The organism is Pseudomonas costantinii, assembly GCF_001870435.1.
Classification (GTDB): Bacteria; Pseudomonadota; Gammaproteobacteria; order Pseudomonadales; family Pseudomonadaceae; genus Aquipseudomonas; species Aquipseudomonas costantinii.
On sequence record NZ_MDDR01000037.1, the window covers coordinates 393109 to 418686 of the forward strand.

At 59.7% G+C, this 25578-nt stretch carries 22 protein-coding genes; 12 read left to right on the forward strand and 10 right to left on the reverse strand.

What is annotated here, in order from left to right; translation table 11 throughout:
* Positions 1-63: 63 nt before the first annotated feature.
* Positions 64-936: a LysR family transcriptional regulator gene (locus BFL40_RS23215; RefSeq protein ID WP_071486114.1), complete on the forward strand. Its 873-nt coding sequence runs from the start codon at positions 64-66 to the stop codon at positions 934-936.
* Here the strand turns inward: BFL40_RS23215 and fecA are convergent.
* The 3 genes from fecA to BFL40_RS23230 form a co-directional block, all read right to left on the reverse strand.
* Entirely contained in the window at positions 933-3269 is a 2337-nt protein-coding gene (fecA, locus tag BFL40_RS23220; RefSeq protein ID WP_071486115.1) for a TonB-dependent Fe(3+) dicitrate receptor FecA, read from the reverse strand. The genes BFL40_RS23215 and fecA overlap by 4 nt on opposite strands.
* A 91-nt stretch (positions 3270-3360) precedes the next feature.
* Positions 3361-4302, reverse strand: coding sequence for a FecR domain-containing protein (locus BFL40_RS23225; protein WP_071486116.1), 942 nt, complete (start codon positions 4300-4302; stop codon positions 3361-3363).
* The gene (locus tag BFL40_RS23230) at positions 4299-4787 is read right to left on the reverse strand and encodes a sigma-70 family RNA polymerase sigma factor (RefSeq protein ID WP_071486117.1); all 489 of its coding nucleotides are present in this window, start codon (positions 4785-4787) and stop codon (positions 4299-4301) included. The genes BFL40_RS23225 and BFL40_RS23230 overlap by 4 nt, the downstream gene beginning before the upstream one ends.
* A 169-nt stretch (positions 4788-4956) precedes the next feature.
* Between BFL40_RS23230 and BFL40_RS23235 the strand changes: the two genes are divergently transcribed.
* The 6 genes from BFL40_RS23235 (at position 4957) to BFL40_RS23260 (ending at position 11207) form a co-directional block, all read left to right on the forward strand.
* Positions 4957-5259 carry a DUF3649 domain-containing protein gene (locus BFL40_RS23235; RefSeq protein WP_071486118.1) on the forward strand — a complete coding sequence of 101 codons (303 nt, stop codon included), beginning with the start codon at positions 4957-4959 and terminating at the stop codon, positions 5257-5259.
* Positions 5256-6830, forward strand: a complete 1575-nt coding sequence (locus tag BFL40_RS23240) for a PepSY-associated TM helix domain-containing protein (protein WP_071486119.1) — start codon at positions 5256-5258, stop codon at positions 6828-6830. Before BFL40_RS23235 ends, BFL40_RS23240 begins: the two co-directional genes overlap by 4 nt.
* Positions 6831-7157 (forward strand): DUF3325 domain-containing protein, encoded by a 327-nt coding sequence (locus tag BFL40_RS23245; RefSeq protein WP_071486120.1) that lies wholly within the window; start codon positions 6831-6833, stop codon positions 7155-7157.
* A gap of 7 nt (positions 7158-7164) precedes the next feature.
* Complete coding sequence (locus tag BFL40_RS23250; protein ID WP_071486121.1) at positions 7165-7743, forward strand: RNA polymerase sigma factor; 579 nt, start codon at positions 7165-7167, stop codon at positions 7741-7743.
* Entirely contained in the window at positions 7740-8717 is a 978-nt protein-coding gene (locus BFL40_RS23255; RefSeq protein ID WP_071486122.1) for a FecR family protein, read from the forward strand. The genes BFL40_RS23250 and BFL40_RS23255 overlap by 4 nt, the downstream gene beginning before the upstream one ends.
* A 249-nt stretch (positions 8718-8966) precedes the next feature.
* Positions 8967-11207: a TonB-dependent receptor domain-containing protein gene (locus BFL40_RS23260; RefSeq protein ID WP_071486123.1), complete on the forward strand. Its 2241-nt coding sequence runs from the start codon at positions 8967-8969 to the stop codon at positions 11205-11207.
* 117 nt (positions 11208-11324) lie between these two features.
* Here the strand turns inward: BFL40_RS23260 and BFL40_RS23265 are convergent, their stop codons facing one another.
* Positions 11325-11675, reverse strand: coding sequence for a glutaredoxin family protein (locus BFL40_RS23265; protein WP_071486124.1), 351 nt, complete (start codon positions 11673-11675; stop codon positions 11325-11327).
* The gene (yejK, locus tag BFL40_RS23270; protein ID WP_071486125.1) at positions 11675-12679 is read right to left on the reverse strand and encodes a nucleoid-associated protein YejK; all 1005 of its coding nucleotides are present in this window, start codon (positions 12677-12679) and stop codon (positions 11675-11677) included. Before yejK ends, BFL40_RS23265 begins: the two co-directional genes overlap by 1 nt.
* Before the next feature lie 396 nt (positions 12680-13075).
* Between yejK and BFL40_RS23280 the strand changes: the two genes are divergently transcribed.
* The gene (locus tag BFL40_RS23280) at positions 13076-13357 is read left to right on the forward strand and encodes an HU family DNA-binding protein (RefSeq protein ID WP_003212743.1); all 282 of its coding nucleotides are present in this window, start codon (positions 13076-13078) and stop codon (positions 13355-13357) included.
* A gap of 78 nt (positions 13358-13435) precedes the next feature.
* Here BFL40_RS23280 and rlmF read toward each other — a convergent pair whose 3' ends face one another.
* The 5 genes from rlmF to BFL40_RS23305 all read right to left on the reverse strand — a co-directional run bounded on the left by rlmF (position 13436) and on the right by BFL40_RS23305 (position 20278).
* Positions 13436-14455 carry a 23S rRNA (adenine(1618)-N(6))-methyltransferase RlmF gene (gene rlmF, locus BFL40_RS23285; protein WP_071486127.1) on the reverse strand — a complete coding sequence of 340 codons (1020 nt, stop codon included), beginning with the start codon at positions 14453-14455 and terminating at the stop codon, positions 13436-13438.
* 246 nt (positions 14456-14701) lie between these two features.
* The gene (locus BFL40_RS23290; protein ID WP_071486128.1) at positions 14702-17548 is read right to left on the reverse strand and encodes a valine--tRNA ligase; all 2847 of its coding nucleotides are present in this window, start codon (positions 17546-17548) and stop codon (positions 14702-14704) included.
* A 213-nt stretch (positions 17549-17761) separates the two neighbouring features.
* Positions 17762-18157, reverse strand: coding sequence for a DNA polymerase III subunit chi (locus BFL40_RS23295; protein ID WP_071486129.1), 396 nt, complete (start codon positions 18155-18157; stop codon positions 17762-17764).
* A gap of 7 nt (positions 18158-18164) precedes the next feature.
* The gene (locus BFL40_RS23300) at positions 18165-18593 is read right to left on the reverse strand and encodes a DNA polymerase III subunit chi (protein ID WP_071486130.1); all 429 of its coding nucleotides are present in this window, start codon (positions 18591-18593) and stop codon (positions 18165-18167) included.
* A 194-nt stretch (positions 18594-18787) separates the two neighbouring features.
* Positions 18788-20278: a leucyl aminopeptidase gene (locus BFL40_RS23305; protein ID WP_071486131.1), complete on the reverse strand. Its 1491-nt coding sequence runs from the start codon at positions 20276-20278 to the stop codon at positions 18788-18790.
* 283 nt (positions 20279-20561) lie between these two features.
* Here BFL40_RS23305 and lptF point away from each other — a divergent pair, with 283 nt between their 5' ends.
* From lptF to lepB, 4 genes are all read left to right on the forward strand, one after another.
* On the forward strand, positions 20562-21680 hold the full coding sequence (lptF, locus tag BFL40_RS23310) for an LPS export ABC transporter permease LptF (protein ID WP_071486132.1): 1119 nt from the start codon (positions 20562-20564) through the stop codon (positions 21678-21680).
* Positions 21673-22752, forward strand: coding sequence for an LPS export ABC transporter permease LptG (gene lptG, locus BFL40_RS23315; RefSeq protein WP_071486133.1), 1080 nt, complete (start codon positions 21673-21675; stop codon positions 22750-22752). The genes lptF and lptG overlap by 8 nt, the downstream gene beginning before the upstream one ends.
* A gap of 151 nt (positions 22753-22903) precedes the next feature.
* Positions 22904-24703, forward strand: coding sequence for a translation elongation factor 4 (gene lepA / locus BFL40_RS23320; RefSeq protein WP_071486134.1), 1800 nt, complete (start codon positions 22904-22906; stop codon positions 24701-24703).
* A gap of 5 nt (positions 24704-24708) precedes the next feature.
* The gene (gene lepB, locus BFL40_RS23325) at positions 24709-25563 is read left to right on the forward strand and encodes a signal peptidase I (RefSeq protein ID WP_071486135.1); all 855 of its coding nucleotides are present in this window, start codon (positions 24709-24711) and stop codon (positions 25561-25563) included.
* Positions 25564-25578 lie beyond the last annotated feature (15 nt).

A 25578-nucleotide genomic window follows, 5' to 3' on the forward strand; every position in this document is an offset into this window, starting at 1 on the left:
ATCTGGTTCTTTATTTGTGATAAGTTTTCCGCTGATAAGGGAATCAAGGGCGACAATCCAATCATGGCCACTCCGCGTTTTGATGGCGTTGAACTCTTTCTGCAAATCGTAGAGAGCGGCAATCTGACTGAAGCCGCCGAGCGTCTGAACCTTACGCGCTCCGCCGTGGGCAAAGGGTTGGCGCGACTGGAGGCCCGCCTGGGGACGTGCCTGTTGCAGCGCTCCACCCGCCGTCAGCGTTTGACCGAAGACGGGCAGGCTTACTACGAGCATTGTTTGCGTGCGCTGGCGGAGCTTGAAGCCGCCGAATCGGTGCTGGAGAGTGGCCGGCAACAGCCGCGCGGACGGTTAAGAGCCAGCTTGCCGTTGGCCTTTGGTCACCACTATGCGGCGCCTGCGCTATGGGGGCTGATGGACCGTTATCCGGAATTGGAGATCGAGATTTCTTTTTCTGACCGGCTGGTGGACCTGGTGCAGGAAGGCTTCGACGTCGCGGTGCGCATTGGCCCGCTACCCGACACAGACCGCCTGAGCGCACGCCGCTTGGGTGAGCAATCCGTGGGGCTGGCCGCTTCGCCGGGGTACTTGCAACGTGTCGGACGGATTGAATGCATCGATGACTTGGTCGGTCACCGAGGCATAGCCTACCGCTGCAATACCTCGCATCGCTCGGGTGTGAAATCACTCCTGATGCTGGACGACCTCCAGGCCGTGGCCGATGCCGCCATCGCGGGCGTGGGCCTGGCCTGGTTGCCGAGTTGGCTGATTGCGCACTACGTGTTGCGTGGACAACTGGAAGTGGTACTGCCGAGCTACCGCGACCAGCCTTCGCCGATCCATGTCATTTGGCCAACCGCCTCGCATATGCCCGCCAAGACACGCTGCGCAATCGACGCGTTGGTCGCGGCCACCCCCAGTTGCCTGGCAGGCAGTTAGAACGCGATGGAGGTCTGCACGTACAGGGTGCGCGGCTCGCCGACGTATTTGCCCTTGTTGTTATCGTCGAATGAGCGCGTGTAGTACTGCTTGTTGAAGATGTTCTTCACGCCGACCGCCACGTTCAAATCCGACAGTTGCGGGCCGAAGTCATAGGCCGCGCGGCTGCTGAACAGCATGTAGCCTGGGATGCGCCCGTTGCTGCCGTCGGCACTTTCCGCCTGGGTATTGGCGTTGTCGGCGAACTGGCTGCTTTGGTAGCTGCTGTCTAGGTTGAGTTTCCAGCGGCCTTCGGTGTAGCCGACGCCAAGGGTACCTTTGTGCTTGGACGAGAAGGGCACGCGGTTGCCTTTGTTCGGGCCGTCTTCGCGGATGGTTGCATCGACGTAGGCGTAGGTGGCGTACACATCAAAACCTGCCAGTGCCGGGCTCAAACCATCGAGCGCGTAGTTGATGCTCGACTCGATGCCCTGGTGGCGCGTTTCGCCGCGGGCAATCACCGAGTCGTTGGTCTGGTTGCTGTCGTACTGGTTGTCGAAGTTGATCAGGAACGCACCGATTTCCGCACGCAGGCTGCCGTTGTCATAGCGCGTGCCGAGTTCCCAGGTGCGGGCTTTTTCCGGTTTCACTTCGCCGCTGGTCACGCGGTTCGGCATCTGGCTGTACTGCACGCTGCCGAACGAGCCTTCGGTGTTGGCGTAGAGGTTCCAGTCTTCGGTCAGGTGGTAGAGCACGTTCAACGCCGGCAGCGCGGTGTTGTAGTCGCCTTTGTATTTGACGCCTGTCAGGTTGTTGGTCTGCTGGGACTCGATCATCTCGTAGCGTACGCCCGGGGTGATGGTCCACTTGCCGATATCGATGCGGTCATCGACGAAAAACGCATTGGCTTCGGTGGCGCCTCGGGTGTCGCGGTCGTTGCGGCTGTTGGTGGTGGGCAGTTGCTGATTGGCGGCGATCGGCGTGCGGTAGCGCAACTCATGCCCGGCTTCATTGATATAGCGGTAGCCGACGCCCACTTCATGGCTGGTCGGGCCGAGGTCGAAGCCTTGGGCGAAGCGGGTTTCGAGGCCGCGCACCCAGTACTCGCGAGGCGACAGCGAAAGGAAGCTGCCCTGGTCCAGGTAACCATTGCGCAACGTGGTGGTGAAGAAGGTGTTGGCGGTGAATTCGCGGCGGTCTTCCTGGTAGCGGTAACCGGCGTTGAACATCGTACGGCGGCCCCAGAATTTGTCGTAGGGGCGGGTGGACTGGTACGGGTCGGCCTTGTAGTCCTTGACGTTCAAGCCGCCCGGCATATCAGCCTGGCCCTCGTAGTACTGCGCCATGGCGTTGAAGCTGTTGGCGTCGTCGAGCTGATATTTGCCTTTCAGGATCAGGTCGTCGATGTGTGTGTTGCTGTTTTCACGCCAGTCGCCACCACGGGTGCCGGAGTACAGGATCGCGCCGCCCAAGCCGTTGTCGGCAGTGCCGCCGGCCAGCAGGTTGCCGGTGGTTTTGAAACCGTCGTGGCTGGAAGACGGGCTGGTCTCGGTCTGCAAGCCACCTTTGACCGTCGGCGCGTCCGGGATCGCGCGGGTCACGAAGTTGACGATGCCGCCGACGTTTTGCGGGCCATAACGTACCGCGCCGCCGCCGCGTACCACGTCCACCGCGTCCATGTTGCCCATGCTGATTGGCGCGAACGACAGCTGCGGTTGGCCATAAGGCGCGAAAGGTACCGGGATACCGTCCATCAGTACCGTGGAACGCGATGCCAGGCGCGGGTTGAGGCCACGAATGCCGAAGTTCAGCGCCATGTCGTGGCTGCCGGTGCCGTTGTTGTCCGGGGCGTTGACGCCGGGAATGCGGTTGAGCACGTCGCGAGCTTGGGTCGCGCCCTGGCGTTCGAATTCTTCGCGGCGGATGACGTCACGTGCACCGGGGTGTTCGAATACGTTGGTTTGCGCCGCATCGCCGAGCCAGTCGCCGACCACGTTGGAGGTCTGCAGTTCGAGGGTGGCGGGGGCGTTGGCCGGTTGCAGGCTGTAGGCGTTGTCACCCTCGGCGCGGGCTTGCAGGCCGGTGCCTTCCAGGAGTTTTTGCAGGCCCTCGGCGGCGCTGTAATTGCCCGACAAACCACGGCTCTGCATGCCCGCCGTTACTTCGGATCCGAAGGAAATCAGCACGCCGGATTCGCGGCCAAATTGATTCAGGGCTGCTTCCAGTGACGCGGGGGCGATGTGATAGGGCTTGGCATCAGCGGCCATCACCTGCGGGAGCACGGTAAAGCTGAGGCTGGCGCCGAGAAGGAGTTGGCGCATAGTGCGGGCGAGAAGTGTCGGTTGCTGGGGCATGAAGGGCGGTCCTGAGAAGGTAGGATCAAGGTGGCTTTCCTTCTCTGTCACGCGAGGTGTGGAAAACGGCTCATGGTTTTCTAAAAATAATTCAGGCGCGTGCCTGAACGGTCACCCAGTAGCGGGTAAAACGCCGCACTTTGACTGGCAGGCTGACTTCCAGCAGGTCGAGAATGCGTTCGCTGTCGTCCAGCGGGTAACTGCCGGACAGCAACAGGTTGGCCACTTGCGGGTCGCAATTGAGCTGGCCACGACGGTAGCGGCCCAGTTCGGCGAGGAAGTCTTCCAGGCGCATATGCGCGGCCACCAGCATGCCGTCGGCCCAGGCGCCGCTGTTGGCATCGTTGGCGCGCGGGGTGTCCCAGCCTTTGCGGGTGAAATTGACCTGGCGCCCAGCCTCGACGGCCAGCGGCAGGCCGTTGTAGCTGTTGGGCATCACGTCGACGTGGCCCTCGAGTACCGCCAGTTGGGTGTGGTCGTTGAACTGGCGCACGTTGAGTCGCGCTGCCTGGCTGCTGAGCAGGCCTTGGCCAGTGAGTACCTTCAGTGGTGCATTGCCCGCGCGGGCGGTCAGCAGGATTTCGCCTTCAAGCAGGCGGATCAAGCGCTGCCGGCCATCGAAATGTACGTCCACCGCGCTGCCGGTGTTGAGCTGCAACTGGCTGCCATCAGCCAGTTGCACTTTGCGCCGCTGGCCGACGGGGCTGCGGTAGTCGGCGGTCAGAGGCGGCAAAACATGTTGCTGGCGTAAACCCCAGGCTGCGGCGGAACCGGCACCGAGGATCAACAGCAACTTCAAAGCCTGACGCCGGCTGCTGGATTTCGGTGCGTTCAGCGCGGCATGCGCCAGAGGCGAGGGCATGCCGCGCAGGCGCTGGTTGACGCTCTGGATCTGGTCCCACGCCCGTTGATGTTCGCTGTGGGCATCCAGCCATTGCTGCCAAGCTGCTTGTTTACGCGGGTTGAGCGCGCCTTGCTGCATTTCCATCAGCCAGTGCACGGCTTGTTCGGCGACTTGGGTTGAGAAGTTCATAGGGCAAAGTAGCAGCGCATGGCCGCTTTGTTCAGGTGGCGTTTGACCGTGGCGATGGAGATGCCCAGTTCGGCGCCGATTTGCTCGTAGGTCAGGCCGTCGAGCTGGGCCAGCAGGAAGGCGCGTTTGACAGGGGCGGGCAGGCCATCCAGCAGTTGGTCCAGTTCTAATAAGGTTTGCAGGATGATTGCGCGTTCTTCTTCCGACGGAGCCACGTGTTCGGGCATTTGCGCCAAGGCCTCGAGGTAGGCGCGTTCCAGGTCCTGTCGACGGTAGAAGTTGAACAGCACGCGCTTTGCGACGGTGGTGAGGAAGGCGCGAGGTTCGATCAGCGTCGGGGTTTCCCGTGCGGTGAGCACGCGAATGAATGTGTCCTGGGCCAGATCGGCCGCGCTTTCCGGGCAGCCGAGTTTGCGTCGCAACCAGCCGGTAAGCCAGTGGTGATGGTCGTGGTACAAGACTTCGACAGTGTTGGACGGCTGCAACGCGATCACTCCACAGTATTGGCATACTTTAGAGAACAAGAATTGTTCGCATTGTAGGGCGCGTGACAAGGTTCGGCAATCCGCCCGGACAGGTGATTCATCCGTTCTCTTTTGCTTATGAGAATATTTATCATTAATATTGCGCGCTGATGAACCTGGCGCCTCCCGCATGAAAAGCAAAACCTCACTTCCCGTCTCCTACCGCCTCGCCGTCACGTCGCGCGTGCTGGCTGCAGTGGTCGGCGGCTATCTGATGGCCTCCCTGGCGGCCGTCTGCCTGGCGCTGTGGATGCCTACATCCCGCGCCGATGCGGTGATCACCGGGATGATGAGTTCGTTTGTGTTCTACCTGTTGGCGGTGCTTTGGTGTTTCGCCTGCCGTACGGCGTGGCGCGCCTGGTTTGGCGTGATGCTGCCGAGCGCGATGTTTGCGACTCTGGCGGGCGTGGGGTTCTGGATGGCGCGCACATGAAAGAGGGCTTTCGCCAGGCCATGGCCTGGTTGCACACCTGGGCCGGTTTGATCTTTGGCTGGCTGCTGTTTGCGATTTTCCTGACCGGTACCTTGTCCTATTTCAAGGACGAAATTACCCACTGGATGCAGCCCGAAGTGCAGGCCTATCCATTGGACGATGCGCGCAGCCTGAGCGTCGCCCAAGCCTACCTGCAGCAACAGGCGCCGAATGCCGCACGCTGGTTTATCACCCTGCCGGACAGCCGCGACCCCGGTTTATCAGTGATGTGGCAAGACAAGATCGACCCCGGTAAGCGCCGCAACTTCATTCAAAAAACGCTCGATCCAATCACCGGCCAACCCATCCAGGCCCGGGAAAGCATGGGCGGCGACTTCTTCTATCGTTTTCACTACCAACTGCAAATGCCTCACCCCTGGGGCCGCTGGCTGTCGACCACCGCAGCCATGGTGATGTTCGTCGCGCTGATCACCGGCATCATCACCCACAAGAAAATCTTCAAGGACTTTTTCACCTTTCGTCCTCGCAAGGGTCAGCGCTCCTGGCTGGATGGGCACAATGCGGTGGGCGTGTTGGTGTTGCCGTTTCACTTGATGATCACCTACAGCAGCCTGGTGATTTTCATGAGCATGGTGATGCCGGCGCCTATCGTGGCTTCCTACGGCACCGACAGTCGTGCGTTCTTCAATGCGGCGTTCCCGAGTACTAACAATGCACCCGCGCTCGGCCAGCCGGGTAAGTTGCTGCCGCTGCTGCCGATGTATAAGCAAGCGCGCGAACAATGGGCGGGCGGGCATGTCGGACGGCTAGCGGTGAATAACCCAAGTGATGTGAACGCCTCGGTCAATGTGTTTCGCGCCGGCTCTGATCGCGTGGTGCATGATTTCTCCAGTACCGTGTCTTTCAATGGCACCACGGGTGAACTGTTGCGAGTGAGCGGCGAACCGTCCCTGCCAGCGGTCATCGGCGGTAGTTTCTATGGCCTGCACATGGGCCATTTCGCCGGCCCGGTGCTGCGTTGGCTGTACTTTATCTGCGGCCTGGCGGGCACGGCGATGATCGGCACCGGGTTGGTGATCTGGCTCGGCAAGCGCCAACTCAAGCACGCTAAAACCGGGGTCATGCCGTTTGAACTGCGGCTGGTGGAGGTGCTGAATATCGCCAGCATGTCTGGGCTGATGATCGCCATCGCCGCATTTTTCTGGGCCAATCGACTGTTGCCGGTGAGCCTCGCCGAGCGCTCCGGCTGGGAAGTACAGACCTTCTTTATTGCCTGGGGCCTGAGTTTGTTGCACGCGGTGCTGCGTCGAGGTCGCCAGGGCTGGGTCGAGCAATTGAGTGTCGGTGCGCTGCTGTTTGCCTCGATTCCACTGCTCAACGCAATCACCACGTCGCACCACTTGGGCGCTTCATTAGTGACAGGCGACTGGGCCATGGCCGGCTTCGACCTGACCTGCCTGGGCAGCGGCGTGTTCCTCGCTTGGGCGGCCTGGAAGATGCAGCACCGCACGGCGCCGCAACCCAAGGCTGAAGGCGTTCGTTCGTTGACACTCAAGCAGGAGGCGAACTGAATGCTCCTCGCGCTCTTGATGTGCTACGCCGGATTTTGCGCATTGTGCCTGTCCACCGACCGCCACCACGGCGAGCTGTTGCACGGCAAACCATCGCCCGGTCGACGCTTGAGTTTGCGTGCGGCCGGTTGGTTGCTGCTGACGCTGTCGATCTGGCCGGCCGTTGCGGTCACAGGTTGGAGCCAGGGTCTGGTGGAGTGGTGCGCCGTCTTGATGCTCAGCGCATTGCTGCTGGTGCTGCTGTTGCCGTATTGGCCAAGGCTGGCCTTGATCCTGGCGGGCGTCGGCCTGTTGACCAGTCCTGTTGCGGCCTTCGCCCTATTCTGAGCCTCTTATGATGATCAGCACCCCACCGGAATCTCAAGACAGCCAGCACACGGATGCGGCCGGTGGGCGTGCGCATTTCCTGCAAGTGTTTTTGTCCCAGCGTTCGCAAATGGAAGCACTGGTCAGTCGACGTGTCGGTTGCCGCGCCACGGCCGCCGACCTGGTCCAAGATTTGTTCCTGCGCTTCTGGCGCCGGCCGCTGGTGCAGGTCGAAGAGCTCAGCACCTACCTGTTGCGTTGCGCCGGCAACATTGCCATCGACCACCTGCGCAGCGAAGGCGCCCGTGTGCGCAGCAACGAAGGCTGGCTGCCGGAACAGCAAGACAACCAGGGTTCCGAACCCCAGGCTGCGCTTGAAGCAGGCAATGATTTGCGTCATGTCGAAGCCGCCCTGCGCAGCTTGCCGGAGCGCACCCGGCAGATTTTCCTGCTCAACCGTATTCACGGCCGCAAGTACGCGGAAATCGCCAAGGCCATGGGGTTGTCCCAAAGCGCGGTGGAAAAACATATGATGCGTGCCCTTGAAGCCTGCAAAGCCAGCCTTCGCGAACCATCTCCAGCACGCACGCCAGGGAAAGCACCGTGAACGTCATCCCCACGCCCGCCCAGGAACAGGCCGCACTCGACTGGTTGAGCCTGCTGCATGATCAGCCCAGCAGTGGCGACCAAGCCACGTTCAGCCGCTGGCTGCGGGCCGACCCTGCGCATGTCGAGGCCTATTCCCAGGCCCAGGTGTTGTGGGAGTTGAGCGAAGTGCCGGCCCGCACTTTGGCGAACGAAGATGCATTGGCCTTGCAGCGCTACCTCAAGGCGATGAACACCTCGAAGCGCTCGCGCGTCGTGCGTTGGTCCGGCGCCTTGGCCATGGCCGCGTGCCTGCTGGTGATGGTGTCGATGGGCGCCGGTTGGCAGCCGTCGCGTTGGGTCGATGACTTCGGCGCCGATTACGTGACGGCGCCGGGGGAGGTGAAGACCGTGATCCTGGCCGATCAATCCCAAGTCACCTTGGATGCCGACAGCGCCATCAGCGTGGATTTCGCCCACGGTGAACGCCACATCCAGCTGCGTCGCGGTGCGGGCTTTTTCAGCGTGACCCACACCGGCCAGTCCTTTGTGGTGGAGGCGGGCAGCGGTGAAGCGCGAGTGCTGGGCACGCAGTTCGAGGTGCGTCTGCAACCGGCTGGGGCCCAGGTCACGGTATTGTCCGGCCGGGTTGGTGTGACGCCATCCAAGCAGGGCCAGCAACAGATTCTGACGGCAGGCCAGCAAGTGACCTACGCCGAAGGTGTGGCGCAGCCCCAGCACCCGGTCGACAGCGAATCACGCCTGGCCTGGCGTGAGGGTTGGCTCAATTACTACAAGGCGCCGTTGGCCGATGTGGTCAAGGACCTGGGGCGCTATTACCCAGGTCGCATTCTGTTGCTCAACGATGAACTCGCTACCAAGCGCGTCAGCGGCAGCTTTCCCAGCAAAGACCCGCAGGCGGTGCTGAATGCCTTGCAAGCGGTGTTGGGGTTCGAGCAGCACAGCGTGTTGGGTCGGATGATTGTGTTGCGTTAGGTACATTCAGGGTCCGTTTTACCCCTCTCTACTCCTCACTCGGTCTCTGTAAGCCGCGCCTATCGCTGCATGCAGACCTTTCACCGAACCTTCATCGCAATTGCCAAAACCTGTCACCAAACGGTTACACGCGGCGTGGATCATCCCCGGGTTCCTGAGCGAGTGGTCAGGAAGGATCGCGTCGTCTGTCAGTCCAGGCCCGGCGCAACTGCCCCATACAACAGATCAATGTAAGTAAGGGATCTACCCGTGAACTACAACAATCTATCTGCCCTGCTTTTAGCAGCTGGCCTGGGTGGCTTTGCGCCGCTGGTTTTGGCGGACGACGCTCAGGACGTGGGTTCGGTGAATGTCGCCGGCAAACAAACCCTGGGCAACGGCCATATGATTCGGGAGGAAAGTGCCAAGGCGCGGTCGACGGTGACCAAGGAAGCCATGGATGAAATGTCGTCGACCGCCAACGCCATCGACAAACTCAAATACACACCGGGCATCAACGTTTCCAGTGACGACGCCAGCGGTACCAGCGGCACCAACTTCACCATGCGCGGGATGAACTCCGACCAGATCGGGGTTTCCGTCGACGGCGTGCCGATCAACGATTCGGGCAACTACAGCGTTTATTCAAACCAGATGGGCGACCCGGAAAACCTCGCTGAAGTATTTGTCACCCAGGGTTCCTCCGAGGCGGACGGCCCGCACATCGGCTCCAGCGGTGGCAACATCGGCATGATCACCCTTCGGCCGACCAAGGAGTCCGGGGTTTTCGCCAAACAGATCGTCGGTGCCAATGCCCTGCGCAAGACCTTCGTACGGGTGAACACCGGCGATTTCGGTGGCCTTAAGACTTGGGTGTCGGCGTCTCACCTTGAAGGTGACAAGTGGCGCGGTAGCGGCACCCTGCGCAGCGACAAAGTCGAGTGGAGCAGCCTGTTCGAAGACGGCAACGGCAACTCGACCCTGGCCACGGTGAAGTACAACAACCAGGAAAACTACAACTACAACACGCTGAGCAAAGCGCAATTCGAGAGCGAAGGGCGACGTAAGGATTACTCGGAAACGCCGGTCTACAAGTCGGGTTTGCTGTCTGCGTCCTACAAGCTCAACCGTAACCCGTTCGAAAGCGTCAACGCCACGCTCACCCAGCGCTGGCGCCTGCAAGACAACCTGTCGCTGACAGTCACCCCGTATTACTACTGGGCCAACGGTGGCAGTTTCAGCGGTCAGACTGCCTCCAACCTGGGGCCAAAGACCGATAAGGCCGGCAACTACGACCTGAGCAACCTGAAGTCGGCCAACTACTACCGTCCATCGTGGACCGAAACCTGGCGCCCTGGCGTCACCGCCAAAATGAAGTGGGACATCAACGAAGAACACAGCCTGGACTATGGCTACTGGTATGAACGCGCTCGCCAGCGCCAGACACAGCCATTTATCGGGATCAACAGCGAAGGCGCACCCAGCGATGTATGGGGTGACTACAACAGCGGCGGCCAGGTGGTCGACAAAAACGGCGCGACCGTACAAGGCCGCCACTACTACACCATCACCCCGGCACAAAAACTCTGGGTCCAGGACAGCTGGCAAGCCACGCCGGACCTGAGCTTTGTCGGTGGGGTGGCGTACCAATACGTCGAGCGCGACGGCAACAACCTGGGCAGCCTGTACGACAAACCGGAAAAACGTAACACCCGTTACCACCAGTTCTTGCCGAACTTCAGCGCCAAGTACCAGGTCGACGAGAGCAACCAGGCGTTCTACAACGTCACCCGCAACATGCGCACGCCACCGAACTATGTGCTGTACAACAAGGGCGACTCCGTCAGCCTGAAGCCTGAATTGAGCTGGAACCAAGAGTTGGGCTGGCGCTACACCGAAGACGCCATGGCGCTGAGCGCGACCCTGTTCTACATCAGCTTTAAGGATCGCCAACTGTCGACCACCGACCTGAACGGTGACTACGCGGTGATCAACGTCGGCAAAGTCGACAACAAAGGCCTGGAGTTGGAGTGGAGTGGTCTGTTGCCGCATAACTTCAACTACTACGCGTCTTACACCTACACCCAGTCCGAACAGAAAAATAATTTGCTGAGCAAGAACGTGCTGTTGCCGACGGCGGGCAAGCAACTGGCCAACGTGCCGGAAAACATGTTCAACCTGGTGTTCGGGTATGACGACTCGCGTTTCTACGGCAACATCGCGGGCAAGTACGTCGGCAGTTTCTACGGTGACTTGACCAACAACGAAAAAATCGACGGCCGTACCGTGTTTGACCTGAACGCCGGTATCTACTTGCCGGTGGACAAGAAAGTCATCAAGTCGGCGACGCTGCGGTTTTCGATGCTTAACGTGTTCGACAAGGAATACTTGAGCTCGGCGCGTACCGTGTCGTTCAACTCGGCACCGGTGAACGGCTTGGCGCCAAGCACGGCGTATTACAACGTGGGTGAAGAGCGTACGGCGATGGTGTCGCTGGAAGCCAACTTCTAAGCCAAATGTGGAGGGGCTTGGCCTGCGATGCAGACACCTCGGTATGTCAGCCTCACCGCGGTGAGGCTATCGCAGGCAAGCCAGCTCCCACACAAGCCAGCTTTCACAGCGTTTGGGTTACTTCAAGGCCGCCATAATTGCTTCTGGGTTGTAATCGCGAATCAGCGTTCCATTCACATCCACAAACGGAATCCCGCCTCCGCCCAACGCCTCATACGCCTTGCGCGCCTGGGCGTCCTTTTCGATATCGAACGCCTGGTACGGAATACCTTTCTGGTCCAGAAAGCGGCGGATCTGCTTGCAGTACCCGCACCACTCGGTGAAATAGAGCACCACACGCGCCGAAGTGCGTACCTGCTCCGAAACCACCTGCGAGGGGTTGAACAGCCGCTCGATCTTGCCCCAGTTCTGGATAACCACCACGACCAGCAACACCAACAGGACTTTCTTGAGGACCCCGCCGAGCATCAGTTACGGCGCTTGAGCTGGTCGGTCAGTTGGGTCGGCAGGCCTTTGATGATCAAGGTGCCGGCGGCTTCGTCGTACTCGATCTTGTCGCCCAGCAGGTGTGCTTCAAAGCTGATGGACAGGCCTTCGGCGCGACCGGTGAAGCGGCGGAACTGGTTGAGGGTGCGTTTGTCGGCCGGGATCTCCGGTGACAGGCCGTAATCCTTGTTGCGGATATGGTCGTAGAACGCTTTTGGCCGATCTTCATCGATCAAGCCCGAGAGTTCTTCCAGGCCCATAGGCTCGCCGAGCTTGGCCTGGCTGCTGGCGTAGTCCACCAGGGTTTTGGTTTTTTCGCGGGCGGATTCGTCCGGCAGGTCTTCGCTTTCGACGAAGTCGCTGAACGCCTTGAGCAGGGTACGGGTTTCGCCCGGGCCGTCGACGCCTTCCTGGCAGCCGATAAAGTCGCGGAAGTATTCCGAGACCTTCTTGCCGTTCTTGCCCTTGATAAAGGAGATGTACTGCTTGGACTGCTTGTTGTTCTGCCACTCGGAAATGTTGACCCGTGCTGCTAGGTGCAGTTGGCCCAGGTCCAGGTGGCGCGAGGGGGTTACGTCCAGCTCGTCGGTCACCGCCACGCCTTCGCTGTGGTGCAGCAGGGCGATGGCCAGGTAATCAGTCATGCCTTGTTGGTAATGGGCAAATAGCACATGACCACCGGTGGAGAGATTGGATTCTTCCATCAGCTTTTGCAGGTGCTCGACCGCCGTACGGCTGAAGGTGGTGAAATCCTGGCCACCGTCGAAATACTCCTTCAACCAGCCGCTGAACGGGTGCGCGCCGGACTCGGCATGGAAGAAACCCCAGGCCTTGCCTTGTTTGGCGTTGTAGCTCTCGTTGAGGTCGGCAAGCATGTTCTCGATGGCGGCCGATTCGGACAGCTCCGAATCGCGGGCGTGGAGAACTGCGGGTGTGCCGTCGGGTTTTTTGTCGATCAGGTGGACGATGCAATGACGGATCGGCATAGGCTTCTCGGCTGGTTGAAGGGGAGCGGTTGGCCCCCCCAAAAAGTCGCCCAGTGTACCGCACCCGTTGGCCAAGACACGCTTGGAAGGCTGTTTTGGGCGACCTCCGACGGCCTATATGCCTTTTTTTCACGGTTTAGAGCGATAAAGCTGACCAAATGGCTAGGTAGAGGCGGATATTTCCCCGTCTCTGTGCTAGTTTTGCCCCGTCTTACGCCAAGTCTCGGCGTTAAGCGTGCATTCAGCATCTGTCAGGTCGAACCAATCCCCGTTTCAAGCATCTATAACCCCGATCTCCGTGGTTATAGCCTGGGGTGCCAGGCCATGACGGTCGGGCTCGATGGCTGACACTGCACTCTGCAATCCATATGAATTTGATAGGGAAGGAACACCACAATGGCTATTACTAAAGACCAACTGATCGCTGATCTGGCTGAAGCAGTAGACGCACCGAAAACTACCGTGCGCGCTCTGCTGGACCAACTGAGCCAGATCGTTGCTGATCAGCTGGAAAACGGCGGCGAAATCACTCTGCCAGGCGTTGGCAAACTGAAAGTGACCGAGCGTCCTGCCCGTACTGGCCGTAACCCTTCGACTGGCGCTGCCATCGAAATCGCTGCCAAGAAAGTTATCAAGCTGGTTGTGGCCAAAGGCCTGACCGACGCTGTTAACAAGTAAGACGCAGCAAAAAAAACCGTGCTCCGGAGCGATCCGGGCACGGTTTTTTGTTGCCTGCGTTTTTACTGTGATGAAGGGCTAGTCACGGACCCAGCGCTGGCGCCAGATTTGCTGTTCGTTTTTGGTCTGGAACGTCCAGGCTACAAAACGGCTTTGTTTCTGGCCTTGGGACATCTCCACTACCTGGCTTTCCAGCACGCCGGCTTTTTTCAGCGCTGTCTCGATCACAGGCAAGTTGGAGGCTTTTGACACCAGGGTGCTAAACCACAACACCTTGTGGGCAAAATGCGCGCTTTCAGCGATCAGCTGTGTCACAAAGCGTGCTTCGCCGCCTTCACACCACAACTCCGCCGACTGACCGCCGAAGTTCAGTACTGGCAACTTGCGTTTTGGGTCTGCCTTGCCCAAGGCGCGCCACTTGCGTTCGCTGCCCTTAGTGGCTTCGTCCATGGATGCGTGGAACGGCGGGTTGCACATGGTCAGGTCAAAGCGCTCACCCGGCTCCAGCAAGCCCAGCAGGATCTGCTTGGGGTTGGTTTGCTGGCGCAGTTGAATGACCTTGCTCAGGTCATTGGACTGCACGATCGCCTTGGCGGCCGCCACAGCAATAGGGTCGACTTCCGAGCCCAGGAAGTTCCAGCGGTATTCCATATAGCCAATCAGCGGGTAGACGCAGTTGGCGCCCATGCCGATGTCCAGCACCTTGACGATCGAGCCGCGCGGGATCTTGCCGTCGTTGACGCTCGCCAGCAGGTCGGCGAGGAAGTGCACGTAGTCGGCACGCCCTGGTACCGGCGGGCACAGGTAGTCCGCCGGAATGTCCCAATGCTGGATGCCATAGAACGCCTTGAGCAACGCCCGGTTGAATACACGCACCGCATCAGGGCTGGCGAAGTCGATGCTTTCCTTACCGTAAGGGTTGAGGATCACGAACTTCGCCAGTTCTGGCGTGGTCTTGATCAACGCCGGGAAGTCGTAACGGCCCGTGTGACGGTTGCGCGGGTGCAGGGTAGCTTCTTTGCGCGGCACCACGGGTTTGGCCGTGGCGGCGGTTTTAGGCTTCTTGCGCGGTGGTTTAGGTGTGCTGGGGGCGGTCATGGGCTGCGTCGATTCTGGGGTTGTTTCAAAAGTGGCGGCTATTGTCACACATTCCTGGGCCGACCTCGTTCAAATCTGGGAGCTGGCTTGCTTGCGATGGCATCAACAGGGTTTGGCAGATAGACCGAGTCGTCAGCATCGCAGGCAAGCCAGCTCCTACATTGATAGGGATTGCAGGGGAGAGCTTTAGTGTTTTCGGGGAAAAAAAAAGAGACCCGAAGGTCTCTTTTTTATACGGGTTCCACCTTACAGGCTGGATATCCGCGCATGTTGCTCCGCCAGTTTGCCCAGGGCTTGTTCAGCCTCGGCCAGTTTGGCGCGTTCTTTGTCGATCACTTCAGCCGGAGCCTTGTCGACGAACGCTGCGTTGGACAGCTTGCCGCCCACTCGCTGCACTTCGCCTTGCAGGCGCAGGATTTCCTTGTCGAGACGGGCCAGTTCTGCGCCCTTGTCGATCAAGCCGGCCATCGGCACCAGCACTTCCATCTCACCGACCAATGCGGTCGCCGACAGTGGTGCTTCGGCGCCAGGGGCCAATACGGTGATCGACTCCAGCTTCGCCAGCTTCTTGAGCAACGCATCGTTCTCGGTGAGGCGACGCTGATCCTCGCTACTGGCGTTCTTCACGAACACTGCCAGTGGCTTGCCCGGCCCAATGTTCATCTCGGCGCGAATGTTACGCGTGCCCATCATCAGGGTCTTGAGCCATTCGATATCGCTTTCGGCCGCCTCATCAATGCGCGCTTCGTTGGCCACCGGCCAAGGCTGCAGCATGATGGTTTTGCCTTCGATACCGGCCAGCGGCGCGATGCGCTGCCAGATTTCTTCGGTGATGAACGGCATGAACGGATGCGCCAGACGCAGTGCCACTTCCAATACGCGCACCAGCGTGCGACGAGTGCCGCGTTGGCGTTCGATTGGCGAGTTTTCGTCCCACAGCACGGGCTTGGACAGTTCGAGGTACCAGTCGCAATACTGGTTCCAGATGAACTCGTACAAGGCCTGTGCGGCCAGGTCGAAGCGGAACTGGTCGAGTTGGCGGGTCACTTCGGCTTCGGTGCGTTGCAGCTGCGAAATGATCCAGCGGTCGGCCAGGGACAGTTCGACGGCTTCGCCGTTCTGACCGCAGTCTTCGCCTTTATCCAGCACGTAGCGCGCCGCGTTCCAGATCTTGTTGCAGAAGTTGCGATAGCCTTCGACGCGGCCCATGTCGAACTTGATGTCGCGACCGGTGGATGCCAGCGAGCAGAACGTGAAGCGCAGGGCGTCGGTGCCGTAGCTGGCGATGCCGCCTTCGAACTCGTCGCGGGTCTGCTTCTCGATCTTCTTCGCCAGTTTCGGCTGCATCAGGCCCGAAGTGCGTTTCTGCACCAGAGTTTCCAGGTCGATACCGTCGATGATGTCCAATGGGTCCAGGACGTTGCCCTTGGACTTGGACATCTTCTGGCCCTGGCCATCACGCACCAGGCCGTGTACGTACACAGTCTTGAACGGAACCTGCGGCGTACCATCCTCGTTCTTCACCAGGTGCATGGTCAGCATGATCATCCGGGCAACCCAGAAGAAAATGATGTCGAAACCGGTAACCAGCACGTCGGTGGAGTGGAATTTTTTCAGGAAATCGGTCTGCTGCGGCCAGCCCAGGGTGGAGAAGGTCCACAGACCCGAGCTGAACCACGTGTCCAGTACGTCGTTGTCCTGTTGCAGCGCCACGTCCGGACCGAGGTTGTGCTTGGCACGTACTTCGGCTTCATCGCGGCCTACATAGACCTTGCCCGATTCGTCGTACCAGGCCGGAATGCGGTGGCCCCACCACAACTGACGGCTGATGCACCAATCCTGGATGTCACGCATCCACGAGAAGTACATGTTCTCGTACTGTTTCGGCACGAACTGGATGCGGCCATCTTCCACTGCGGCAATGGCAGGTTCTGCCAGCGGCTTGGTGGATACATACCATTGGTCGGTCAGCCACGGTTCGATCACGGTGCCGGAGCGGTCGCCTTTCGGCACTTTCAGGCCGTGGTCGTCGACGCTGACCAGCAGGCCAGCGGCGTCGAACGCAGCAACGATCTGCTTGCGGGCTTCGAAACGGTCGAGGCCGGCGTATTCGGCCGGGATCTTACCGTCGATGCTGTCGTTCAGCGTGCCGTCCAGGTTGAACACCTGGCAGGCCGGCAGTACGGCGGCGTTCTTGTCGAAGATGTTCAGCAGCGGCAGGTTGTGGCGCTTGCCGACTTCGTAGTCGTTGAAGTCGTGGGCCGGGGTGATTTTCACACAGCCGGTGCCGAATTCAGGGTCGCAGTAGTCGTCCGCGATGATCGGGATACGGCGGCCTACCAGCGGCAGTTCGACGAACTTGCCGATCAGCGCCTTGTAGCGCTCGTCTTCCGGGTTAACGGCCACGGCGGCATCGCCGAGCATGGTTTCCGGACGGGTGGTGGCGACGATCAGGTAATCGTTGCCCTCAGCGGTTTTGACGCCATCGGCCAGCGGGTACTTGAGGTTCCACAGGAAGCCTTTCTCGTCGTGGTTTTCCACTTCGAGGTCGGAAATCGCCGTGTGCAACTTGGTGTCCCAGTTGACCAGGCGCTTGCCGCGGTAGATCAAGCCGTCTTCGTGCAGGCGCACAAAGGCTTCTTTCACGGATTCCGACAGACCATCGTCCATGGTGAAGCGCTCGCGGCTCCAGTCTACGGACGAACCCAGGCGACGGATTTGACGGCTGATATTGCCGCCGGACTGGTCTTTCCATTCCCAGATCTTTTCCAGGAATTTCTCGCGACCCAAGTCGTGACGGTTCTGGCCGGTGGCTTCGAGTTGGCGTTCCACCAGCATTTGGGTGGCAATACCGGCGTGGTCGGTGCCCGGCTGCCACAGGGTGTTGCGGCCCTGCATGCGGCGGAAACGGATCAGCGCATCCATGATCGCATTGTTGAAGCCATGGCCCATGTGCAGGCTGCCAGTGACGTTCGGTGGCGGAATCATGATGGTGTACGAGTCGCCCGCACCTTGTGGGGCGAAATAATTCTCGGACTCCCAAGTCTGGTACCAGGAAGTTTCAATAGCGTGCGGCTGGTAGGTCTTATCCATGCGCGGCGGGACCCTAGTTGGCATTTATTCAGGAAAGCCGGCAAGTATAACGGGGGATAGGGGAGAGGGCGAGTTGAAGACGGGTTAAAGGTAGATGGACAACCAATGTGGGAGCTGGCTTGCCTGCGATGGCGTTTTCTCAGTCAGCATCTTCTGTAACTGATACACCGATATCGCAGGCAAGCCGGCTCCCACAAGGATTTGTACTCAAACTCAGGATTGGTATTGGCTGAGCAACCGCTCCATCCGCGCATCCATCCGGCGCTTGATTTCGGTTTCGATATGCGGGGCAAAGTCGTCGATCACGTCTTGCATGATCAGTTGCGCGGCGGCGCGCAGTTCGTTGTCCAGGTGCAGCAGCAGGGCGTCGGGTGCCTTTTCAGTGGCAGCGGCAACCGGTGCGGGTTCTGCTACGGGGGGTGTTGCAACAGGTTCAGGCGCAGCGTGTTTGCCACCGACCATGTCGAACAACAGTGGAATCTGTACCTCGCCGTCAACCGAGTCGGTCAGCAGCGGCGGTTGCAAGTCATCATCACCGAGCAACTGGCGGATCGACTCGAGGTCATCCAGCAGGTGGTCGTCTTTTTTTACAGGGTTGGGAGTGTCCATCATGTGCTCAAAGTCGTTGTAGCCGGTGATCTTGCAGAGGATAGCCCTGTTCGCGGTAGAAACGGAAACTCTCCCGCGCGGCCTGACGAATAGCCGGGTCTTCCACCACCACTTCTGCCACACGGGCAAAAGCTTTGGCAAAGGCCGGTACTTTCAGGTCCAGGTTGACCAGCAGGTCATGGTGATCGCCGCAACTGTCGCCTAAACCCAGCACAACCAGGCCTTCGGGCTCCGACTCGGCGGGGCCGTGGGGCACGAAGCTTTCGCCCTTGAAGCGCCATAGACGGGCGTCGAGGTCATCGCGTTGGGCGGCATCGCTGCAATGCAGGTAGATGCGGTGCCCCATGCGCCAGGCTTTTTCGGTGAGTTTGCAGGCAAAGTCCAGGCGCGCGGACGGATCGGCGCTGGGCAATATATAGAAGTCGACTTGGGTCATTGGGGGTCCTGATAGCCGCACCGAAATTGCAGATACCGTTTAAATAAATCGGTCACCACGAAAGCCCGTAGCAGCTGTCGAGCGCAAGCGAGGCTGCGATGCGGTGTATCAGGTACTCCGCCGACGCAGCCTCGCTTGCACTCGACAGCTGCTACGGCCGGGGTGGCGCAATGGCGACCCCGGCGTCTTCAGTTTCAGGCTTTGGCGCGATCCAGCAGGTATTGGGTCAGCAGTGGAACCGGACGGCCAGTCGCGCCCTTGTCCTTGCCGCCGCTGGTCCAGGCCGTGCCGGCGATGTCCAGATGCGCCCAGTTGAAGTTTTTGGCAAAGCGCGACAGGAAGCAGGCCGCCGTGATGGTGCCGGCTTTCGGGCCGCCGATGTTGGCGATGTCGGCGAACGGGCTGTCCAGCTGTTCCTGGTACTCATCGAACAGCGGCAGTTGCCAGGCGCGGTCGTCGGCCGCCTTGCCGGCGCTGAGCAGTTGCTCGATCAGTTCGTCGCTGTTACCCAGCAGGCCCGACGTGTGGGAGCCCAGGGCAACGATGCAGGCACCGGTCAGGGTGGCGATGTCGATCACGGCTTGCGGCTTGAAGCGCTCGGCGTAGGTCAGGGCATCGCACAGCACCAGGCGACCTTCGGCGTCGGTGTTGAGGATTTCAACGGTCTGGCCGCTCAGGGTGGTGACGATGTCGCCCGGACGGGTTGCGCCGCCGCTCGGCATGTTCTCGGCACACGCCAGGATGCACACCAGGTTGATCGGCAGCTTGAGTTCAAGCACGGCACGCAGGGTACCGAAGACACTGGCGGCGCCGCCCATGTCGTACTTCATCTCATCCATGCCCAGGCCTGGCTTGAGGCTGATACCGCCGGTGTCGAAGGTGATGCCTTTGCCGACCAGGGCATAAGGCTTCTCGGACTTCTTGCCGCCGTTGTATTGCATCACGATCAGGCGTGGCGGCTGGTCGCTGCCCTGGCCCACGGCATAGAACGAGCCCATGCCCAGTTCTTTGATTTTCTTCTCGTCCAGGACTTCGACTTTCAGGCCCTTGAACTCCTTGCCCAACGCCTTGGCTTGTTCGCCCAGGTAAATCGGGTGGCAGATATTCGGCGGCAGGTTGCCCAAATCACGGGTGAACGACATGCCGTTGGCGATGGCCTGGGCGTGAGTCAGAGCGCGTTCGACTTCAGCCTGGGCGGCCTTAATGGTCAGCAGGGTGATTTTTTTCAGGGCGCGAGGTTCGGCTTTCTGGCTCTTGAACTGGTCGAAGAGGTAGCCGCCGTCCAGCAGGCTTTCGGCCAGCAGACGGGTCTTACCGTAGCTGTCGCGGCCTTTTACGACGATTTCATCGAGTGCCAGTGCCGCATCGCTGCCGCCCAGGCCCTTGAGGGTGTTGAGGATGGCGCTGATGATCTTGCGGAACGGACGGTCGCCCAGTTCCGCGTCCTTGCCCACGCCCACCAGCAATACGCGGTCGGCTTTAAGGTTAGGCAAACTTTGCAGCAGCAGGCTCTGGCCGACTTTGCCGGCCAGGTCGCCGCGCTTGAGGACGGCGCTGATGGCGCCACCGCTCAGTTCATCCAGTTGCTTGGCGGCGACGCCGAGCTTGCGGCCTTCGCCGACAGCGACCACGAGGGTGGCGGTTTTCAACGTTTCGGGGCTAACGCTTTTTACAACCAATTCCATTTTCGGGTCCCTTATCAAGGTCTGTGAGCCTGGCGTCTGTACGCAGGCTTTAAAGCTAGGCAGCTGTGTAAACCGCCCGCGACAAAGGCCGCAGTTTGAACCTCGCCGGAGGAGCCTGACAACCCTTGCCGCATGCTTTGTGCACGCGTACGAGCAAGCTCCGTGACAGGCGCGGCCAATCACAGGATAATGCGCCATCTTTTTAGCCGGCCCGTGTAAACGGGTCGACTCGATATGCTTGCTTGTTTGGCCGCCTTAGCCTGACAACCCTGGAGTGTCTGGTTTGATTGTCTTCCGTTATCTGTCCCGCGAAGTCCTGTTGACCCTGAGTGCCGTGAGTGCGGTATTGCTGGTCATCACCATGAGTGGTCGTTTCGTCAAATTCCTTGCCCAGGCGGCTTCGGGCGCTTTGGATCCGGGCTCGTTGTTCCTGATCATGGGCTTTCGCCTGCCGGGGTTTTTGCAACTGATCCTGCCGCTTGGCCTGTTCCTCGGCATTCTGCTGGCCTATGGCCGGTTGTATCTTGAAAGTGAAATGACCGTGCTATCGGCCACCGGTATGAGCCAGCAGCGTCTGTTGGCCATGACCATGGTGCCGGCTGCCGGCGTTGCCTTGGTGGTGGCCTGGTTGAGCATGAGCCTGGCGCCCCAGGGCGCCATGCAGTTTCAACTGCTGCTGAACAAACAGGATGCGATGACCGAGTTCGACACCCTCGAGCCTGGGCGCTTTCAAGCGCTCAATGACGGCACGCGGGTAACCTATACCGAAACCATGACGGAAGACCGTGCCAACCTCGGCGGCGTGTTTATTTCCCAGAAAAACCTGGGGCAGAACCAGAAAGACCGTGGCATTTCGATTCTGGTTGCCGACAGTGGGCGCCAGGAAGTGCGCCCTGACGGTAGCCGTTACCTGATCCTGGAAAATGGCTACCGTTACGACGGCAGCCCTGGGCTGGCGGACTATCGGGCGATCAAATACGACACGTATGGCGTCATGCTGGCCAGGCCTGAGATAAGTGAAGAAGTGACTGACCGCGATGCACTCCCGACTGCATCGCTTCTAGGCAGCAAGGAACTGCGCTCCATCGCCGAGCTGCAATGGCGCCTTTCCCTGCCGCTGCTGGTGTTTATCGTGACCTTGATGGCCGTGCCGCTGGCCCGCGTCAACCCACGCCAGGGCCGTTTCCTCAAGCTGTTACCGGCGATCCTGCTGTACATGGCCTACCTGACCATGCTGATTTCCGCCCGTGGTTCCTTGGAAAAAGGCAACTTGTCGCCGACCCTGGGCCTGTGGTGGGTGCACGGGATCTTCCTGGTGATCGGCCTGGGGCTGCTCTACTGGGAACCTATACGTCTGAAAATGAAGAGCCGTCGTGGCCTGAAGGAGTTGGCGCGTGACTAAGCTCGATCGCTACATTGGTAGCAGCGTACTGATCGCCATTCTGGCGGTGCTGGGTATTATCCTGGGCTTGGCCTCGCTGTTCGCCTTCATTGATGAAGTGGGTAACGTCACCGACACCTACACGGTCATGGATGTATTGAGCTACGTAGCGCTGACTGCGCCCCGTCGGCTCTACGACATGATGCCGATGGCCGCGCTGATCGGTTGCCTGATCGGCCTGGGCAGCCTGGCCAGCAACAGTGAACTGACCATCATGCGGGCGGCGGGTGTTTCCATCGGCCGTATCGTCTGGGCGGTGATGAAGCCGATGCTGTTGCTGATGGCCTGCAGCGTGCTGATCGGCGAATACGTAGCGCCACCGTCCGAGGCGACGGCCCAGGCCAATCGCGCCCTGGCCCAGGGTTCGGGTGACGCGCAAAGCGCCAGGCACGGCCTATGGCATCGCCAGGGTGATGAGTTTATCCACATCAACGCCGTGCAGCCGGGCGGCCTGTTGATTGGTGTGACGCGCTATACGTTCGACAAAGAGCGGCACATGTTGACCTCCAGTTTCGCCAAGCGCGCGCAGTACAGCGCCGAGAAATGGGAACTGAGCGACGTCACCACCACCTACTTCCGCAATGTGGGCCAAGGCACCAAGGCCAGCACCGAAGTCATCAATGTGCCGACCGAGCCATGGGACATCGCCCTGAAGCCGGAACTGCTCAATACTGTGGTGATGATCCCGGAAAGCCTGCCGATCTCCGGGTTGTGGAGCTATATCCACTACCTCAAGGACCAGGGCCTGAATAACGGTCGCTACTGGCTGGCATTCTGGGTCAAGGTGTTGCAGCCGGTGGTGACCGCTGCGCTGGTATTGATGGCGATCTCGTTCATCTTCGGCCCGTTGCGCTCCGTGACCCTCGGCCAGCGGGTGTTTACCGGCGTGCTGGTGGGCTTCACCTTCCGCATCGCCCAGGACTTGCTCGGCCCGTCGAGCCTGGTGTTCGGTTTCTCGCCGCTGTTTGCGGTGCTGGTGCCGACCGTCATATGTGCCCTGGCAGGGTTCTGGCTGTTGCGTAGAGCCGGTTGATAGCGCGCTTATGAACAAAAAATGCCCCGCTCGAGAGAACGGGGCATTTTTGTTCTGGTCAGCAAAGATGACGTCTGGCCTGAGCATCAGGTACAATTCCCGGCTATTTTTCAGCGGGCAATCTGCCTGCAGCCTTTTTGAGTGTTGATCCGTGAGTGATTTGAGTCATATCCGCAATTTCTCCATCATCGCCCACATTGACCATGGCAAGTCGACGCTGGCCGATCGGTTCATCCAGATGTGCGGCGGCCTTGCCGAGCGTGAAATGGAAGCCCAGGTACTGGACTCCATGGACCTTGAGCGTGAACGCGGGATCACCATTAAGGCCCACAGCGTTACCCTTTACTACACCGCCAAAGACGGCATCAAGTACCAACTGAACTTCATTGACACCCCCGGCCACGTTGACTTCACCTACGAAGTCAGCCGCTCGTTGGCGGCCTGTGAAGGTGCCTTGCTGGTGGTTGACGCCGGCCAGGGCGTTGAAGCGCAATCCGTAGCCAACTGCTACACCGCGATCGAGCAGGGCCTTGAGGTCATGCCGGTACTGAACAAGATCGACCTGCCTCAGGCCGATCCGGACCGCGTAAAAGAAGAAATCGAAAAAATCATCGGCATTGACGCCACCGACGCCGTCGAGTGCAGCGCCAAGACCGGCCTGGGCGTCGACGAAGTGCTCGAGCGCCTGGTCAAAACCATTCCCGCGCCTACCGGCAACTACGAAGATCCGCTGCAAGCGTTGATCATCGACTCCTGGTTCGACAACTACCTGGGGGTTGTCTCCCTGGTACGCGTGCGCCACGGCCGTGTGAAGAAGGGCGACAAGATCCTGGTCAAATCCACCGGCAAGATCCACTTGGTGGACAGCGTCGGTGTATTCAACCCCAAGCACACTGCAACCGTTGACCTGAAGGCCGGTGAAGTAGGCTTTATCATTGCCGGGATCAAGGACATTCACGGTGCACCGGTTGGTGACACCCTGACCTTGAGCACCACGCCTGACGTCGACGTGCTGCCGGGCTTCAAACGCATCCAGCCGCAGGTTTACGCCGGTCTGTTCCCGGTCAGCTCCGACGACTTCGAAGACTTCCGCGAAGCCCTGCAAAAGCTGACCCTCAACGACTCGTCGTTGCAGTACACCCCGGAAAGCTCCGATGCCCTGGGCTTCGGCTTCCGCTGCGGTTTCCTGGGCATGCTGCACATGGAGATCATCCAGGAGCGCCTGGAGCGCGAATACGACCTGGACCTGATCACTACCGCCCCGACAGTTATTTTTGAGCTGTTGCTGAAAACCGGTGAAACGATTTACGTCGACAACCCGTCCAAGCTTCCGGATCTGTCCTCTATCGAGGACATGCGCGAGCCGATCGTGCGGGCCAATATCCTGGTACCGCAAGAGCACCTGGGCAACGTTATTACCCTGTGTATCGAAAAACGTGGCGTGCAGCACGACATGTTGTTCCTCGGCACCCAGGTGCAAGTGACCTACGATTTGCCGATGAACGAAGTGGTCCTGGACTTCTTTGACCGTCTCAAATCCACCAGTCGCGGCTATGCTTCGCTGGATTACCATTTCGATCGTTACCAATCGGCTAATCTGGTGAAACTGGATGTGCTGATCAACGGCGACAAGGTAGATGCACTGGCTTTGATCGTGCACAAGGACAATGCGCACTACAAAGGTCGTCAGTTGACCGAGAAGATGAAGGAACTGATTCCGCGCCAGATGTTCGACGTCGCGATCCAGGCCGCCATTGGCGGGCAGATCATTGCGCGGACCTCCGTCAAGGCACTCAGAAAGAACGTACTGGCCAAATGCTACGGCGGTGACGTAAGCCGTAAGCGCAAGCTGCTTGAGAAGCAAAAGGCCGGTAAAAAACGCATGAAGCAAGTGGGCAACGTGGAAATTCCACAAGAAGCCTTCCTTGCGGTGCTCAGGTTGGATAGTTAGGTCCTATGTCACTAAATTTCCCGCTGTTGCTGGTCATCGCCGTTGCCGTTTGCGGTCTATTGGCGTTGCTCGATCTGGTGTTCTTCGCCCCGCGTCGGCGGGTGGCTATCGCCTCCTATCAGGGCAGCGTCAGCCAGCCCGATGCGGTGGTGGTCGAGAAGCTGAACAAAGAGCCTTTGCTGGTTGAATACGGCAAGTCGTTCTTCCCGGTGTTGTTCATCGTGCTGGTGCTGCGTTCGTTCCTGGTGGAGCCGTTTCAGATCCCTTCGGGGTCGATGAAACCTACCCTGGACGTGGGCGACTTCATCCTGGTGAACAAGTTTTCCTACGGGATTCGCCTGCCGGTGATCGACAAGAAAGTCATCCCGGTGGGTGACCCGCAGCGCGGCGACGTGATGGTGTTTCGCTACCCAAGCGACCCGAACGTCAACTACATCAAGCGTGTAGTAGGCTTGCCGGGCGACGTGATTCGCTACACCAGCGACAAGCGTCTGTTCGTCAACGGTGAGTCAGTGGCCGAAAAACTGATCGGCACCGAGCCGAACACGTTGGGCAGTGCTGAGCTGTACCAGGAAAAACTCGGCACGGTAGAGCACGAAATCCGCAAGGAAATGAGCCGCTACCGTGCGACGCCTGATGGTGAGTGGAAAGTGCCTGCCGGGCACTACTTCATGATGGGCGACAACCGGGACAACTCCAACGACAGCCGTTACTGGGATGACCCCAACATTCCCAAGGACATGCTGGGCATGGTTCCCGATGAGAACATTGTCGGCAAGGCCTTTGCGGTCTGGATGAGCTGGCCGGAACCCAAACTCAGCCACCTGCCGAACTTCTCGCGGGTCGGGCTGATCAAGTAATACAGGCGGCGCTGT